Origin of the sequence: Rhodococcus sp. 4CII, from assembly GCF_014256275.1 — a bacterium.
In the GTDB taxonomy this organism is placed as follows: Bacteria; Actinomycetota; Actinomycetes; order Mycobacteriales; family Mycobacteriaceae; genus Rhodococcus_F; species Rhodococcus_F wratislaviensis_A.
This window is the reverse complement of record NZ_JACCFE010000002.1, coordinates 6,266,603-6,281,281: the sequence shown is the minus strand read 5'-3', so window position 1 is coordinate 6,281,281 and position 14,679 is coordinate 6,266,603. Positions and strand designations below refer to the sequence as shown.

The 14,679-nt window shown below is 66.9% G+C and carries 13 protein-coding genes; 8 read left to right on the top strand and 5 right to left on the bottom strand.

Annotated elements, in window-relative coordinates; all coding sequences use genetic code 11:
* Nucleotides 1-83: 83 nt before the first annotated feature.
* Nucleotides 84-1,484 (top strand): MFS transporter, encoded by a 1,401-nt coding sequence (locus tag H0B43_RS29845; RefSeq protein WP_185724642.1) that lies wholly within the window; start codon nt 84-86, stop codon nt 1,482-1,484.
* Nucleotides 1,485-1,545: 61 nt separating this feature from the next.
* On the opposite strand, the gene H0B43_RS29840 is transcribed toward H0B43_RS29845, so the two are convergent.
* The 5 genes from H0B43_RS29840 to H0B43_RS29820 all read right to left on the bottom strand — a co-directional run bounded on the left by H0B43_RS29840 (nt 1,546) and on the right by H0B43_RS29820 (nt 6,773).
* Complete coding sequence (locus tag H0B43_RS29840) at nt 1,546-2,361, bottom strand: ATP-binding cassette domain-containing protein (protein WP_185724643.1); 816 nt, start codon at nt 2,359-2,361, stop codon at nt 1,546-1,548.
* Between the two features lie 4 nt (nt 2,362-2,365).
* Nucleotides 2,366-3,424: an ABC transporter permease gene (locus tag H0B43_RS29835; protein ID WP_185724644.1), complete on the bottom strand. Its 1,059-nt coding sequence runs from the start codon at nt 3,422-3,424 to the stop codon at nt 2,366-2,368.
* Between the two features lie 33 nt (nt 3,425-3,457).
* Nucleotides 3,458-4,456 (bottom strand): substrate-binding domain-containing protein, encoded by a 999-nt coding sequence (locus tag H0B43_RS29830; RefSeq protein WP_185724645.1) that lies wholly within the window; start codon nt 4,454-4,456, stop codon nt 3,458-3,460.
* Between the two features lie 186 nt (nt 4,457-4,642).
* Nucleotides 4,643-6,004: an MFS transporter gene (locus tag H0B43_RS29825; protein WP_185724646.1), complete on the bottom strand. Its 1,362-nt coding sequence runs from the start codon at nt 6,002-6,004 to the stop codon at nt 4,643-4,645.
* 31 nt (nt 6,005-6,035) lie between these two features.
* On the bottom strand, nt 6,036-6,773 hold the full coding sequence (locus H0B43_RS29820) for a GntR family transcriptional regulator (protein ID WP_185724647.1): 738 nt from the start codon (nt 6,771-6,773) through the stop codon (nt 6,036-6,038).
* A gap of 202 nt (nt 6,774-6,975) precedes the next feature.
* On the opposite strand from H0B43_RS29820, the gene iolC reads away from it, so the two are divergent.
* The 7 genes from iolC to H0B43_RS29785 are packed head-to-tail and all read left to right on the top strand — an operon-like array spanning nt 6,976 to nt 14,676.
* The gene (gene iolC / locus H0B43_RS29815; RefSeq protein WP_185724648.1) at nt 6,976-7,965 is read left to right on the top strand and encodes a 5-dehydro-2-deoxygluconokinase; all 990 of its coding nucleotides are present in this window, start codon (nt 6,976-6,978) and stop codon (nt 7,963-7,965) included.
* Nucleotides 7,958-8,857 (top strand): aldolase, encoded by a 900-nt coding sequence (locus H0B43_RS29810; protein ID WP_185724649.1) that lies wholly within the window; start codon nt 7,958-7,960, stop codon nt 8,855-8,857. The genes iolC and H0B43_RS29810 overlap by 8 nt, the downstream gene beginning before the upstream one ends.
* A 21-nt stretch (nt 8,858-8,878) precedes the next feature.
* Nucleotides 8,879-9,775 carry a 5-deoxy-glucuronate isomerase gene (gene iolB, locus H0B43_RS29805; RefSeq protein ID WP_185724650.1) on the top strand — a complete coding sequence of 299 codons (897 nt, stop codon included), beginning with the start codon at nt 8,879-8,881 and terminating at the stop codon, nt 9,773-9,775.
* Nucleotides 9,772-11,730, top strand: a complete 1,959-nt coding sequence (gene iolD, locus H0B43_RS29800) for a 3D-(3,5/4)-trihydroxycyclohexane-1,2-dione acylhydrolase (decyclizing) (RefSeq protein WP_185724651.1) — start codon at nt 9,772-9,774, stop codon at nt 11,728-11,730. The genes iolB and iolD overlap by 4 nt, the downstream gene beginning before the upstream one ends.
* Before the next feature lie 35 nt (nt 11,731-11,765).
* The gene (locus tag H0B43_RS29795; protein ID WP_185724652.1) at nt 11,766-12,671 is read left to right on the top strand and encodes a sugar phosphate isomerase/epimerase; all 906 of its coding nucleotides are present in this window, start codon (nt 11,766-11,768) and stop codon (nt 12,669-12,671) included.
* 26 nt (nt 12,672-12,697) lie between these two features.
* Complete coding sequence (locus H0B43_RS29790) at nt 12,698-13,798, top strand: Gfo/Idh/MocA family protein (RefSeq protein WP_185724653.1); 1,101 nt, start codon at nt 12,698-12,700, stop codon at nt 13,796-13,798.
* Nucleotides 13,799-13,803: 5 nt separating this feature from the next.
* Nucleotides 13,804-14,676 (top strand): sugar phosphate isomerase/epimerase family protein, encoded by an 873-nt coding sequence (locus H0B43_RS29785; RefSeq protein WP_185724654.1) that lies wholly within the window; start codon nt 13,804-13,806, stop codon nt 14,674-14,676.
* Nucleotides 14,677-14,679 lie beyond the last annotated feature (3 nt).

The following is a 14,679-nucleotide window of genomic DNA, read 5'->3' as shown; positions in this document are numbered from 1 at the left end:
GGGTTACCTTGCTTACACGACCTACGAACACCTGCTCATTTCGAGCCGCCAGTGTTCACATTCCTCGCTCCCCAGGAGTATCGATGACCATCGACTACGGCACCGGAGTCTCCGGTCGAAACGGTGACGGCAACGGCCGCTCCCCCGTCGACCCCAACGCCGATCCGACCAACGCGAAGAAGGCCGCGAAGGCCGCCTTCTTCGGCAGCCTGCTCGAGTACTACGACTTCTACATTTTCGCCTCGGCTGCCGCGCTGGTGTTCCCGCACGTGTTCTTCGAAGGATCGAAGAATCCGCTGCTGCTGTCGCTGGCCACCTTCGGCATCTCCTACATCGCCCGCCCCGTCGGCGCCGTGTTCGTCGGGCACTTCGGCGACCGCGCCGGACGCAAGAAGGTGATGATGTTCTGCCTGGTGCTCATGGGCGTCGTCACCTTCCTGATCGGCTGTCTCCCGTCGTCCGAACAGGCCGGGATGGTCGGCCCGGCGCTTCTGGTGCTCCTGCGCATCTGCCAGGGCGTCTCGGCGGCCGGCGAACAGTCGGGTGCGGGATCGCTCACCCTCGAGCACTCCCCCGCCCACCGGCGCGGCTTCTTCTGCAGCTGGACGCTCACCGGCACCCAGGCCGGCTTCATCGTCGCCAGCCTCGCGTTCATCCCCGTCGCGGCACTGCCCGACGAGACCCTCTACAGCTGGGGCTGGCGCGTCCCGTTCTGGTGCAGCCTCCTCGTCCTCGTCGTCGCGTACATCGTGCGGCGCAAGCTCGAAGAGCCCGAGATCTTCATCGCCAACAAGGAGGCCCTGGACGAGGCCCCCGCCCCGCTACCCGTCGTCGATCTCTTCCGCACGCACTGGCGCGACGTTCTGCGCGTCGTGTTCTGCGCCTTCATCGCCGTCGTCAGCACCGTGTTCTCCGTGTTCGGCCTCGCCTACGCCACCACCCCGGAGATCGGGATGAGCCGCACCACCATGCTGTGGGTCGCGATCGCCGCCAACGCCGTCGCCCTGGTGTCCCAGCCGCTCCTCGGGATGCTGTCCGACCGCATCGGCCGCAAGCCGGTGTTCATCGGCGGCGCGATCGGCTCGGCCGCCGGGATCTTCCTGTACTTCTCGGCCATCGGCACCGGCAACGTCACGCTGATCTTCCTGGCCGGCATTCTGCTGATGGGCGGCGTCTACGCCGGAACCAATGCAATCTGGCCCGCGTTCTACGCCGAGATGTTCTCGTCGCGGGTTCGGTACTCCGGCATGGCGATCGGCACGCAGCTCGGATTCGCTCTCGCCGGGTTCGCGCCCACCATCGCCCAGGCCCTCCGCGGCGGCGACCCCAAGAACTGGGTGCCCGTGGCGATCTTCACCGCCGTCTGCGCGCTCATCGCCGCGGTGTCCGCCTCCACCGCCAAGGAGAACTCCCGCACCCCGCTGCTCGACCTCGACAAGGAGGACGTCGCGCTCGCTCGGGCGAAAGCGAAGGCGAAGGTCTGATCTTCCCGAGAGACGAACGATGCGCCCGGCACTCGTGCCGGGCGCATCGTTCTGTCGGTTCCTAACGCCGCAATTCGTGGGTGAGGGCTTCGAGTTCGTCGCCGCCGGCCATCTGCTGGGTGAGTTCTTCGAGGCTGATCTCGTCGTAGGTGCAGTCCAGCTTCTGGCGGCCGCGGTTGAGGAGCACGAAGTGGTCGCCGACCATGTACGCGTGGTGCGGGTTGTGGGTGATGAACACGACCCCGAACCCTTGTTCCTTGGCCGCGGAGATGTAGCGCAGCACCATCCCGGACTGCTTGACGCCCAGGGCGGCGGTGGGCTCGTCGAGGATCAGTACCCGGGCGCCGAAGAAGATCGCCCGGGCGATCGCCACGCATTGGCGCTGACCACCGGACAGCGACCCGATGGGGGCGTCGACGTCGGGCAGGTCGATGCCCATCTTCGACAGTTCCGATTTGGTGGTGGCCCGCATCGCGTTGGCGTCGAGGGACTTCAGCGGCCCCTTCCGCAGTTCCTGCCCGAGGAAGAAGTTCCGCCACACCGGCATCAGCGACACCACGGCGAGATCCTGGTAGACGGTGGCGATGCCCTTGGACAGGGCCTCCTTCGGGGAGTCGAACGTGATGGATTCGCCGTCGACGAGCAGCTCACCCGAGCTCTGCTGGTGCAGGCCGGCGATGATCTTGATCAGGGTGGATTTGCCTGCGCCGTTGTCGCCGAGCACACCGGTGACCTCGCCGGCCCGCACCCGCAGGTTGATGTCCTCGAGGGCGATGATGTTGCCGTACTGCTTGCCGACGTGTTTGAGCTCGATGAGCGGGATCTTGCCTCCACCACCGGGTTCGGTATCGACGGGCATCTGTTCGATGGTACTCATGCGGTCACCTCTTGGCGGCGTAGTTGCGGAAGGCGTTGTTGGCGATGACGGCGAACAGCAGCATCGCGCCGAGGAAGAACTTGAACCAGTCCGGGTTCCAGCCGGCGTAGACGATGCCCTGGTTCGTCATGCCGAAAATGAACGCGCCGATCGCGGCGCCGATCGCGGTGCCGTAGCCGCCGGTGAGCAGGCAGCCGCCGATGACCGCGGCGATGATGTAGAGGAACTCGTTGCCGATACCCTGACCCGACTGGACCGTGTTGAACGAGAACAGCAGGTGCATGCCGACGAACCAGGCGGCGAACCCGACGGTCATGAACAACCCGATCTTGACCTTGGTGACCGGGACACCGATCGCGCGGGCGGAGTCCTGGTTGCCGCCGACGGCGAAGATCCAGTTCCCGATCCGGGTCTTGAACAGCACCCAGGTGGCGATGGCGGTGAACAGCAGCCACCACACCACGGTGATCCGAATGGACACGCCGCCGACGACGAACGAGGACGCGAACACCTTCTTGGCGGAGTCGAAGCCCTGCATGTCGGAGACGCTGGGGGTGGCGACCTGACCGGTGATCAGTTTGGTGACCGCCAGGTTGATGCCGGTGAGCATCAGGAATGAGCTCAGGGTGATCAGGAAGCTGGGGATTTTCGTCTTCATCACCAGGTAGCCGTTGAAGAACCCGACCGCGAGCGAGACGACCAGCGCGAGCGCCGCCCCGGCCCACAGGTTCAGGTGCAGGTTGTAGGCGATCATCGACGCGGCGAGGGAACTGGTGGTGACGGCGACGCCGGCGGAGAGGTCGAATTCGCCGCCGATCATCAGCAGTGCGACCGCGCAGGCCATGATCCCGATGGTGGAGCTGGCGTAGAGCACGGTGGCCAGGGCTTCGGGGCTGCGGAACGGGGGTGCGACGATCATGAAGAAGATGAAGATGGCGATCGCACCGAACAGGGACCCGACTTCCGGGCGGACGAGCAGCCGCTGCAGGCGTTTTTGCTCCTTCACCCGTTCGTCGGTGACGACCTTGTGACTGGCAAGGTCCAGATCTTGCTGTGTGGACATGACTTTCCTTCCGTTACGCCGGCAGTGCCGTGCTCAGCGGGTTCCGGCCTTGGCGTACTCGGCGACCTTGTCGATGTTGGTCTTGTCGATGAACGACGGCCCGGTCAGCGTGGGCCCGCCGCCCCCGATGACGTTCCCGTTGTTCAGGTACAGCCACAGCGAGTCGATGGCCAGGTAGCCCTGCAGGTACGGCTGCTGGTCGATCGCCCACTGCACACTGCCGTCGGAGATGGCGTCGACGAGTGCGGCGTTGGTGTCGAACGTGAAGACCTTGGCCGGGCTACCCGCGTTCCCGACGGACTGGACGGCGGTGAGGGCGATCGGGGCGCCCAGCGTGAGTACGCCGTCGATGGACGGATCCTGCTGGAGTTTGGCGGCGATCGTCGAGTTCACCGACGGCATGTCCTCACCGTTCACGTTGAGCGTCTCGAAGGTGCCGCGGAAGGTCTGCTTGACACCGGCGCAACGGGATTCGAGCTGAATCTGTCCCTGCTGCTGGATGACGCAGATGACGTGCTTGGCGCCGTCGTCGTTCAGCCGGTTCCCTGCGGCCTGGCCGGCGATGGTCTCGTCCTGCCCGAAGTACTGGGCGACGCCCATGTCCTTCCAGGCGCCGTACCCGGCGTTGAACGCGGAGATCGGGATACCGGCGTCCTGCGCGCTCTTGACCGCGGGCGCCATCGCCTCGGGGGTGGCGAGGGTGAGGGCGAGTCCGTCGACCTTGGAGTCGATGGCGGTCTGCACGAGGTTGGCCTGGTTGGGGGCCTGCGGATCGGATGAGTACTTCAGTTCGACGTTGTCCTTGTCCGCGGCGTCCTGCGCGCCCGTGCGGATCAGGTCCCAGAAGGTGTCGCCCGGTGCCGCGTGGGTGACCATCGCGATGGTGATGCGCGGGGTGTCGGCGCTACCCGCACCGATCCCGGACCCACTGCTGTCCGGCTTGCCACCGGTGCTCGAGCACGCCGCGAGGCTCACCACCAGGGCGCTCGCGCATGCCAGCACTACCGCACGACGCCGGTTTGGGAAGTTCATCTGCTTTTCCTCTCGGGGGGACGAACGGCCCGTTGACGTCTTGGCCGTGTGCCTTAGATGTAATACGCGTCACACCCGAAAGTCAATAGTTTGTCTGGACATTAGGACCACATATCAAACGAGCTGACGACGGGTCACGATCGCGGTCCCGGAAATCGAGCCGACGGACGGACGTGCGAGGCGCTGCTAGCGCGTGACCGATGCCCCGGCGTCACGCGGCAGACGCAGCGTGTCGACCACCGTGCAGAACATCAGGACACCCAGAACGACGAAGGCCCAGGAATATTCGGATCCGAACCCCTGATCGGACGCGCTCGCCACCGGCGTGAACACAGTGAGCGCGAGCGCCGCCACCGCGATGCCGAGGCCGGCCGCCAGTTCCTGGACGGCGGCGTTGAGAGTGTTGGCATGCGTGAGGTCGGCGCGATCGACGTCGGAGAACGCGAGGCTGTTGTAGGCGGTGAATCCGACCGACCGCAGGGCGCCGCTCACGAAGAGGACGGCGGCGATGACGGGAACGGGGGTCGATGCACTCAACGCGGCGAGCAACCCGAAGCAGCCGACGGACAGCAGGGCGTTGACCAGCAGAATCGGCCGGATGCCGAACCTCCGCATCAGCGGTGTCGTGCAGGGCTTGACCGCAATGTTGCCGGCGAACAGCGCCGCGACCAGCAGGCCCGCGAGAAACGGCGTCCAGCCGAACCCGAGTTGGAATTGGAGCGGCAGGAGGAACGGCACGGCAGTCACCGTCAGGCGGTAGAGCGAGCCTCCCGTGACGGTGGTCCGCAACGTCCGGACACGGAGGACGCGGAAGTCGACGAGAGGATTCCGAGCGCGGAGGAGATGCACCGCGGACGCCGTGAGCAGGACGACCGCGACCACTCCCCCGACCACGACCCGGCGCCAGTCGGTTCCCGTCACGCGGATGCTCTCCAGCGCGATCAGGGCCGCGGCGATTCCCGTCCCGACCCCGAGGAGTCCCCGCCAGTCCAGCCTGCTCGTCGACGGCGCACGCGAACCGTGAACCAGCTTCAGCGACAGCAGGATTCCGAGGAGGCCGATCGGAATGTTGATGACGAAGATCCACCGCCACGAGCCGACCGTGGCGATCGCACCGCCGAGCAGGGGCGCGATGACGGGTGCCGCAAGCGCGGGCCAGGTGAGCAGGGCGATCGCGCGGACCAGGTCACCCTTCGTGCTCGACCGCAGCACCGCCAGCCGCCCGACGGGCACCATCATGGCACCACCGACGCCCTGGAGCACCCGCATCGCGACGAGCATCGGCAGCGACGCACTGGCAGCGCACCCGATCGATGCCAGCGTGAAGACGGCGATGGCTGTCACGAACACGCGGCGGGTGCCGAACCGTTCGGCCATCCACCCGCTGGCGGGGATGAGGACGGCGACCGTCACCAGGTACGCGGAGATCGCGACGTTGACGTCGACGGCGTCGACACCGAAGGACTCGGCGATCAGCGGGACGGCCGGGGTGATGATGGTGGCGTCGAGGATCTCCATGAAGAGGGCGCCTGCCACCAGCAGGGCCATCCCCCGGGGAAACGAGGTCGGACGCGCGGACCTAGCGATCGACAACGGTGGTGTCGAAGTAGTAGCGCGACGCGCGGTAGCAATGGCTGCCGAACTCGACGGCACTTCCCGAGTCGTCGAACGCGGTCCGGTTCATGGTCAGCAGCGGCGCCCCGGTCTTCTCGTCGAGCAAGGAGGCCTCCGCCTTGGTCGCCGCCTTCGCGCCGATGCGCTGCCGCGCGAGACGGATGTGCACCCCCCGCGCCCGGAGCGCGTGGTAGAGGCCGTGCGCCTCCAGCTCTTCGGGGTCGGGGGCGAGGTCGACCGGGATGTGGTTGGTCATCAGTGCGAGGGGTTCGCCGTTGGTGCTGCGGAGACGGCGAATCGATGCGACCTCGGCGCCGGCCTGGAGGTTGAGTTCCGCGGCCACGTCCTCGGAAGGCACGGCGACCTGGTAGTCGAGAAGTTTGGTGGTGGGGCTCTGCCCGGCCCGCGCGAGGTCGTCGAAGAGACTGGTGAGTTCGACCGGCCGGTGCACGGCGCTCTGCACGACCTGCGTTCCGACGCCGCGTTTGCGGACGAGCAGGCCCTTGTCGACGAGTTCCTGGATGGCGCGCCGCGTGGTGGGGCGGGACAGGTTCAGGCGCTTGGCGAGCGCCAGCTCGTTCTCGAACCGGTCGCCGGGGGCGAGTTCCCCACCGATGATCGCGTTCTCGATCGTCTGCGCGAGCTGAAAATACAGCGGAACCGGGCTCGATCTGTCGAGCTCGACTGCGAGTGGTGCACCCACGGAAAACTCCGATCCTCGTGCGCAGGCGACGTCCGCCGTCGCCGACCTTTCCGGCAGTGTATGCGAACACTAACACCAGATTGACTTCAAGTAATAATGTCAGGACAAAGTCTTGACAGGAGCCGGTGATGTGGAGCACAGTTTCAATCAGACCTCGGCGCCCTGCGCAGACCACCCACAACGACCTATTCGGGAGTCAGCCTTGACCACCAACCAGACGCAACCCAACCGGAACGGATTGGACGTCCTTGCCATCGGGCGCTGCGGTGTGGACATCTACCCATTGCAGACCGGAGTCGGCCTCGAACACGTCGAGACGTTCGGCAAGTTCCTCGGCGGAAGCGCGGCCAACGTCGCGGTCGCCGCCGCCCGCCTCGGCTGCCGCAGCGCCCTCGTCTCGGGCGTCGGCAACGACCCGTTCGGCCGGTACGTCCGCGACGAACTCGCCCGGCTCGGCGTCGACAACCGGTATGTCGGGATCGATACCGACCACCCGACGCCGGTCACGTTCTGTGAGATCTTCCCGCCGGACGACTTCCCGCTGTACTTCTACCGCAAGCCCGTCGCCCCCGACCTTCAGGTCGCACCCGCCGACATCGATCTCGACGCGGTCCGCGACGCGAAGCTCTACTGGTCGACGGTCACCGGATTGTCCGAGGAGCCCAGCCGCAGTGCGCATTTCACCGCCTGGGAGGCGCGCGGACGCCGCAGCCACACCGTCCTCGACCTCGACTACCGCCCGATGTTCTGGGCGTCGCCCGCCGAGGCCACCGCACAGGTGCAGCGCGCCCTCCAGCACGTCACCGTCGCGGTCGGCAACCGTGAGGAGTGCGAGATCGCGGTCGGCGAGACCAACGCACACAGGGCCGCCGACGCACTGCTCGATCTCGGCGTCGAACTGGCCATCGTCAAGCAGGGCCCCAAGGGCGTGCTCGGCAAGACCCGCACCCAGTCCATCACCGTGCCCCCGAACGACGTCGACGTGATCAACGGGCTCGGCGCCGGCGACAGCTTCGGTGGATCGCTGTGCCACGGACTGCTGGCCGGGTGGCCGCTGGAGAAGATCCTGCGCTACGCCAACGCCGCGGGGGCGATCGTCGCCTCCCGGCTCGAATGCTCCACCGCGATGCCGACGGCCGACGAGGTCCGTGAGCTCGCCGAAACCACCGCTTCGGAGGCTGTCAATGTCTGAAACTCTCGCTCACCGCGCCGTCTGCGCGTCCTACGCCGACGTCACCGAGGTCCGCGCCAACGACCCGGCCGCCATCGACCGTGCCTGGGCAACCCGGATCGCCCGGCCCACCGTGCGCGGTAACGGCCGGCTCATGATCGTCGCCGCCGACCACCCCGCCCGCGGTGCGCTGTCGGTCGGCGACCGTCCGACCGCGATGAACAGTCGCACCGACCTCCTCGACCGTCTCCGCACCGCGCTGCGCAATCCCGGCGTGGACGGCGTACTCGCCACCGCCGACATCCTCGACGACCTGGTGCTCCTCGGCGCGCTCGACGACAAGGTGGTCATCTCCTCGATGAACCGCGGTGGCCTGGCGGGCGCGAGTTTCGAACTCGACGACCGGATGACCGGCTACACCGCCGCCGGCACCGCGAAAGCGGGCATGAACGGCGGAAAGATGCTGTGCCGCATCGACCTCGACGATCCCGGCACACTGTCGACGCTCACCGCCTGCGCTCAGGCCGTCGACGCACTGGCCGAGGCGGGGCTGATGGCCATGGTGGAACCTTTCCTGTCGCGGCGCGTCGACGGCAAGGTCAAGAACGATCTCAGCGCCGACGCCGTGATCAAGTCGATCCACATCAGCCAGGGCCTGGGCTCCACGTCCGCGTACACCTGGATGAAGCTTCCGGTGGTCGACGAGATGGAACGTGTCATGGACGCGACGACGCTGCCCACGCTGCTGCTCGGCGGAGATCCGCAGACGGCTCCCGAGGAGACGTTCGCGAGCTGGGGCAAGGCCCTCGCGCTGCCGTCGGTCCGCGGCCTGATCGTCGGACGCACCCTGCTGTACCCGCGGGACGAGGACGTCGCCGCCGCGGTCGACACCGCCGTATCCCTCGTTCACTGACGCACGCCGGAGAGGCCCACGATGAACAGCAAGTACTACGTACCGGTCGGGTCCGGGGCGACCGGACCGTTCGACCTCGAGGTCACTCCCGAGTCGGCGGGCTGGACGGAATCGAGCCTGCGGGTGCTGACCCTGGCACCCGGGGGGTCCGCCGAACTCACCACCGGTGACGACGAGATCGTCGTCGTACCCCTCGCCGGGTCGGCGTCCGTGTCGAGTGAGGGCACCGAGTTCGTCCTGACCGGGCGGCGGTCAGTGTTCGACGGGCCGAGCGACTTCGTCTATGTGGGGCGGGATTCGGCGTATACGGTGGCGAGCGCGACCGGTGGCCGTTTCGCCCTGTGCGGCGCCCGCGCCCGGCAGAAGTTCCCGTTCCGGTACGTGCCGGCCGCGGACGTGTCCGTCGAACTGCGCGGCGCGGGCAACTGCAGCCGGCAGGTGCACAACTTCGGCACCGCCGACCGCTTCGACGCCGATTCGATCATCGCGTGCGAGGTCATCACCCCCGGCGGCAACTGGTCGTCGTACCCGAGCCACAAGCACGACGAGAACAGCGACGTCGAATCCCAGCTCGAGGAGATCTACTACTTCGAGATCGCCGAAGCCAACTCCACGGCAGTGGATTTCGGCGGAACCGGGTTCGGCTACCATCGTGTGTACGGCACTCCCGAGCGGCCCATCGAGGTGCTCGAGGAAGTGCGATCCGGCGACGTGGTCCTCGTCCCGCACGGCTACCACGGACCGTCGATCGCCGCGCCCGGACATCACATGTACTACCTGAACGTGATGGCCGGTCCGGGCGACGACCGCGCCTGGAACATCTGCGACGACCCGGCACACACTTGGCTGCGCGGCAGCTGGGAACACCAGACCGTCGATCCCCGCCTCCCCCTCCACGCACCGTCCGAAGGAGCATGACCGTGGTGTCCACCGCGCCGATGTCGGCGAGCAAGAACCCCAACGCCGAGGGCACCGTCCACCTCACGGTGGCTCAGGCGACCATCCGATTCCTCGCCAACCAGTACGTCGAGCGGGACGGCGAACGAACCAAGTTCTTCGCCGGCTGCTTCGGCATTTTCGGCCACGGCAACGTTGCCGGACTCGGCCAGGCTCTGCTGCAGGCCGAGATCGACGCCGTCGACGCCGGCACCGAACCCGAACTGCCGTACGTCCTCGGCCGCAACGAGCAGGCGATGGTGCACAGTGCGGTCGCCTACGCACGCCAGAAGGATCGCCTGCAGACCTGGGCCGTGTCGGCCAGCGTCGGTCCCGGTTCGACCAACATGCTGACCGGTGCAGCGCTCGCCACCATCAACCGGCTGCCCGTCCTGCTGCTGCCCGCCGATACGTTCGCCACCCGCGCGAGCGCACCGGTGCTGCAGGAACTCGAACTGCCGTCGAGTGGGGACGTCACCGTCAACGACGCGTTCAAGCCGCTGTCGCGCTACTTCGACCGCGTGTGGCGGCCCGAGCAGTTGCCGTCGGCGCTGCTCGGCGCGATGCGCGTGCTGACCGACCCCGTCGAGACGGGTGCGGCCACGGTCGCCATCCCTCAGGACGTGCAGGCGGAGGCGTTCGACTGGCCGGAGTCGATGTTCGCCGAGCGCACATGGCACGTCGCCCGGCCGCTCCCCGAGAAGTCCGTGATCGCGCGGGCCGCGGACGTCATCCGGTCGGCGAAGAAGCCGCTGATCGTCGCGGGCGGTGGCCTCATCTACTCCGGCGCCACCGAGGCACTGGCCTCGTTCGCCGAGTCGACCGGCATTCCGGTCGGCCAGAGTCAGGCAGGCAAGGGTTCACTGCCGTACGACCACCCGCAGTCGGTCGGGGCGATCGGCTCGACGGGCACGACCGCGGCGAACGCTCTCGCCACCGAGGCCGATGTGATCATCGGCATCGGCACCCGCTACAGCGACTTCACCACCGCGTCGCGCACTGCTTTCAACAACCCCGACGTGCGGTTCGTCAACGTCAACGTGGCGTCGATCGACTCGGTGAAGCAGGGCGGCGTCAGCGTCGTCGCGGATGCCCGCGAGACACTCGAGGCCCTCGCCGACGTACTGGGCGACTACCGCGTCTCGGACGAGTACCGTTCGCGCACCGAAGAACTGGCGGCGCAGTGGGAGTCGACCGTCGACTCGGTCTACAAAATCGACGACGACTCGCTCGGACTGAACCAGAACCAGGTCATCGGTCTCGCCAACACGCTGTCGGATCCGCGCGACGTGGTGGTCTGCGCCGCGGGTTCGATGCCCGGCGATCTGCACAAGCTGTGGCGCACCCGCGACGCCAAGGGCTACCACGTCGAATACGGCTACTCCTGCATGGGTTACGAGATCGCGGGCGGCATCGGCGCCAAGATGGCATGCCCCGACCGCGACGTGTTCATCATGGTCGGCGACGGTTCGTACCTGATGATGGCCACCGAACTCGTCACGGCCGTGCAGGAGAACGTCAAAGTCATCGTGGTCCTCGTGCAGAATCACGGCTTCGCCTCCATCGGATCGCTGTCGGAGTCGCTGGGTTCCCAGCGTTTCGGCACCGACTACCGGTACCGGGGCGATACCGGCCGGCTGGACGGCGACATCCTGCCCGTCGATCTGGCGGCCAACGCCGCGAGCCTCGGCGCCGACGTGATCCGTGCGAACACGGCCGCCGAGTTCGCCGACGCCGTCAAGGTGGCCAAGGCCGGCGACAACACCACCGTCATCCACGTCGAGACGGACCCGCGGATCGCCGCACCCGACAGCGAATCCTGGTGGGACGTGCCGGTCAGCTCGACCAGCACCCTCGAATCGACCCGGACCGCCTACGAGACGTACGCGCAGTGGAAGAAGATCCAGCGTCCGTTCCTCCGCCCGTCCGGCAACTGACCCCTCCCCCGCAGAACTTTCGAAAGGATTTCCCGATGAGCGTCATTCGCGTCGGATCGGCCCCCGATTCCTGGGGCGTGTGGTTCCCGGAAGACCCGCAGCAGACCTCGTACGGCCGGTTCCTCGACGAGGTGTCCGCATCCGGTTACGAATGGATCGAGCTCGGGCCGTACGGCTACCTGCCCACCGACCCGCAGCAGCTCCGTGACGAACTCGCGGCCCACAATCTGAAGCTGTCGGCAGGCACCGTGTTCGAGCACCTGCACCAGGACAACTCCTGGGACGCCGTGTGGACCCAGATCGAGGATGTCGCGAAACTCACCGCCGCCGTCGGCGGCAAGCACGTCGTCGTGATCCCGGAGATGTGGCGCGACCCGGGCACCGGCGAGGTACTCGAAGACCGCAATCTCACTGCGGAGCAGTGGAAGAAGAAGACCGGCGGCATGAACGAGCTGGGCAAGAAGATGTTCGAGCAGTATGGCGTGAAGGCGCAATACCACCCGCACGCGGACAGCCACGTCGACACCGAGGAGAACGTGTACCGCTTCCTCGACGGCACCGACAGCGAGTACGTGAACCTGTGCCTCGACACGGGCCACATCAGCTACTGCGGCGGCGACAACCTCGCGATCATCGAACGCGCACCCGAGCGGATCGGCTACCTGCACCTCAAGCAGGTCGATCCGGAGGTCCGCGCCAAGGTCGAGGCCGAGGACCTGCCGTTCGGCGAGGCCGTCAAGCTCGGCGCGATGATCGAGCCCCCGCTCGGCATCCCCGACCTGCCGCCGCTGCTCGCCGCGATCGAGAAGCTCGACATCGACGTGTTCGCGATCGTCGAGCAGGATCTCTACCCCTGCGCCGTGGACGTTCCTCTGCCGATCGCCCAGCGCACTCGTAAGTACCTGGGATCCTGCGGGATCCCGTCCGTCAAGTTCGTCTAACCGACCCCGTCAGGAGCTAGCCAGCCATGTCCGAGAGCAACGAACTGCGCGTCGCCGTCCTGGGTGTCGGAATGATGGGCGCCGACCATGTGGCGCGGATCACCGACCGCATCAAGGGCGCGACCGTCGCCGTGGTCAACGACTACTTCACCGAGAAGGCCGAAGAGATCGCGTCCGGCATCCCCGGATGTCGCGTGGTCACCGACCCGCTCGATGCGATCGCCGACCCGGACGTCGACGCCGTCGTCCTGGCCACCCCCGGCCCGACACACGAGAAACAGCTTCTCGCCTGCCTCGAGCACGGCAAGCCGGTGATGTGCGAGAAGCCGCTCACCACCGACGTCGCCACCTCCCTCGAGATCGTCAAGCGGGAAGCCGAACTCGGCAAGAAGCTGATCCAGGTCGGGTTCATGCGACGCTTCGACCACGAGTACGAGCAGCTGAAGACGCTCATCGACGACGGCGCCTTCGGACGGGTGCTCCTGGCTCACTGTGTGCACCGCAACCCGGTCGTGCCTCCCGGCTTCGACAGCTCGATGATCGTCAAGGACTCGCTCGTCCACGAGGTGGACGTGACCCGCTTCCTGTTCGACGAGGAGATCACGTCGGTCCACATCATCCGGCCCGCCGCGAACCCCGGTGCGCCCGAAGGATTGCAGGACCCTCAGATTGCCTACTTCACCACCGAGTCCGGACGCCATGTGGACGCCGAGGTGTTCGTCACCACCGGCGTCGCGTACGAGGTGCGTACCGAGATCGTCGCCGAGAAGGGGTCGGCATTCATCGGTCTCGACGTCGGACTGGTACGCAAATACGGCACCGGGGCAGGCAGCGGCCGATCCGGCGCCGGAATGTGGGGCGGCGAGATCACGCCGTCGTTCAAGGAGCGCTTCGGCCAGGCCTACGACACCGAGATCCAGCGCTGGGTGAACGCCGTCCGCACGAGCGCCGAGACCGGCATCTTCATCGACGGACCCGGTGCGTGGGACGGCTACGCCGCCGCCGCCGTGTGCGCAGCCGGCGTGAAGTCGCTCGAGACCGGCGAACGCGTGACCGTCGACATGGTCGACCGTTCCTCCATTCCGGGAGCGGAGCCTGCGGAGCGACCCGCCGGACAGAGGGCCTGATCACCATGAAGATTGCACTCGACCCCACTCCGTTCCACCACGACCACTCCCTTCTCGAATTGCCGGCCGTGGTCGCGGAACTCGGCTTCGAACACCTGCAGCTCACGCCGCATCGCGACATGATCCCGTTCTTCAACCACCCGAAGGCGGACGACGAACTGGTCCGGCAGTTCCGGAAGGCGTGCAGCGACGCCGGCGTCGGGATCGCGTCGGTGCTGCCGGTGCTGCGGTGGTCCGGCCCGGACGAGGACGCCCGCGAGGCAGCCGTGCGGTACTGGAAGCGCGCCATCCAGATCACCGTCGACCTCGGCGTCAACGTGATGAACACCGAGTTCAGCGGTCGCCCGGAGAAGGCCGAGGAATCGGAGCGCGCCTTCTACCGGTCGATGGAGGAACTCGTCCCGATCATCGAGCGTGAGGGAATCGACGTCCGCATCGATCCGCACCCGGACGATTTCGTGGAGAACGGCCTCGACGCCATCCGCATGATCCGCGGCATCAACTCGAAGAACTTCGGACTGGTATACGTCGCGTGCCACTCGTACCACATGGGAGCGGGCATGCTCGAGATCATGCGCGCGGCCGGCGACATGCTGCGACTCGTCCACGTCGCGGACACGATGGATCACCACCGCTCGCACGGACTGCGGTACATCACCAATCCGCCCGGCAATGCCGTTCGCGTGCACCAGCACCTCAAGATCGGTGACGGCGACCTCGATTGGGACGAGTTCTTCGGTGGACTGTCCGAACTCGGCTTCTACGACAAACCCGACACCGTGATGGTGTCCAGCGTCTTCGCCGAGGACGAGAACGCGCACGACGTCTCCCGCTACCAACTGAAGACCATGAAGGATTACATCGCGCGCACGCGGTGAAAG

Coding starts and splice junctions, on each gene's coding strand:
- H0B43_RS29845 (WP_185724642.1), top strand. CDS start 84: ATGACCATCGACTACGGCACCGGAGTCTCCGGTCGAAACGGTGACGGC.
- H0B43_RS29840 (WP_185724643.1), bottom strand. CDS start 2,361: ATGAGTACCATCGAACAGATGCCCGTCGATACCGAACCCGGTGGTGGA.
- H0B43_RS29835 (WP_185724644.1), bottom strand. CDS start 3,424: ATGTCCACACAGCAAGATCTGGACCTTGCCAGTCACAAGGTCGTCACC.
- H0B43_RS29830 (WP_185724645.1), bottom strand. CDS start 4,456: ATGAACTTCCCAAACCGGCGTCGTGCGGTAGTGCTGGCATGCGCGAGC.
- H0B43_RS29825 (WP_185724646.1), bottom strand. CDS start 6,004: ATGGCCCTGCTGGTGGCAGGCGCCCTCTTCATGGAGATCCTCGACGCC.
- H0B43_RS29810 (WP_185724649.1), top strand. CDS start 7,958: ATGTCTGAAACTCTCGCTCACCGCGCCGTCTGCGCGTCCTACGCCGAC.
- iolB (WP_185724650.1), top strand. CDS start 8,879: ATGAACAGCAAGTACTACGTACCGGTCGGGTCCGGGGCGACCGGACCG.
- iolD (WP_185724651.1), top strand. CDS start 9,772: ATGACCGTGGTGTCCACCGCGCCGATGTCGGCGAGCAAGAACCCCAAC.
- H0B43_RS29795 (WP_185724652.1), top strand. CDS start 11,766: ATGAGCGTCATTCGCGTCGGATCGGCCCCCGATTCCTGGGGCGTGTGG.
- H0B43_RS29790 (WP_185724653.1), top strand. CDS start 12,698: ATGTCCGAGAGCAACGAACTGCGCGTCGCCGTCCTGGGTGTCGGAATG.
- H0B43_RS29785 (WP_185724654.1), top strand. CDS start 13,804: ATGAAGATTGCACTCGACCCCACTCCGTTCCACCACGACCACTCCCTT.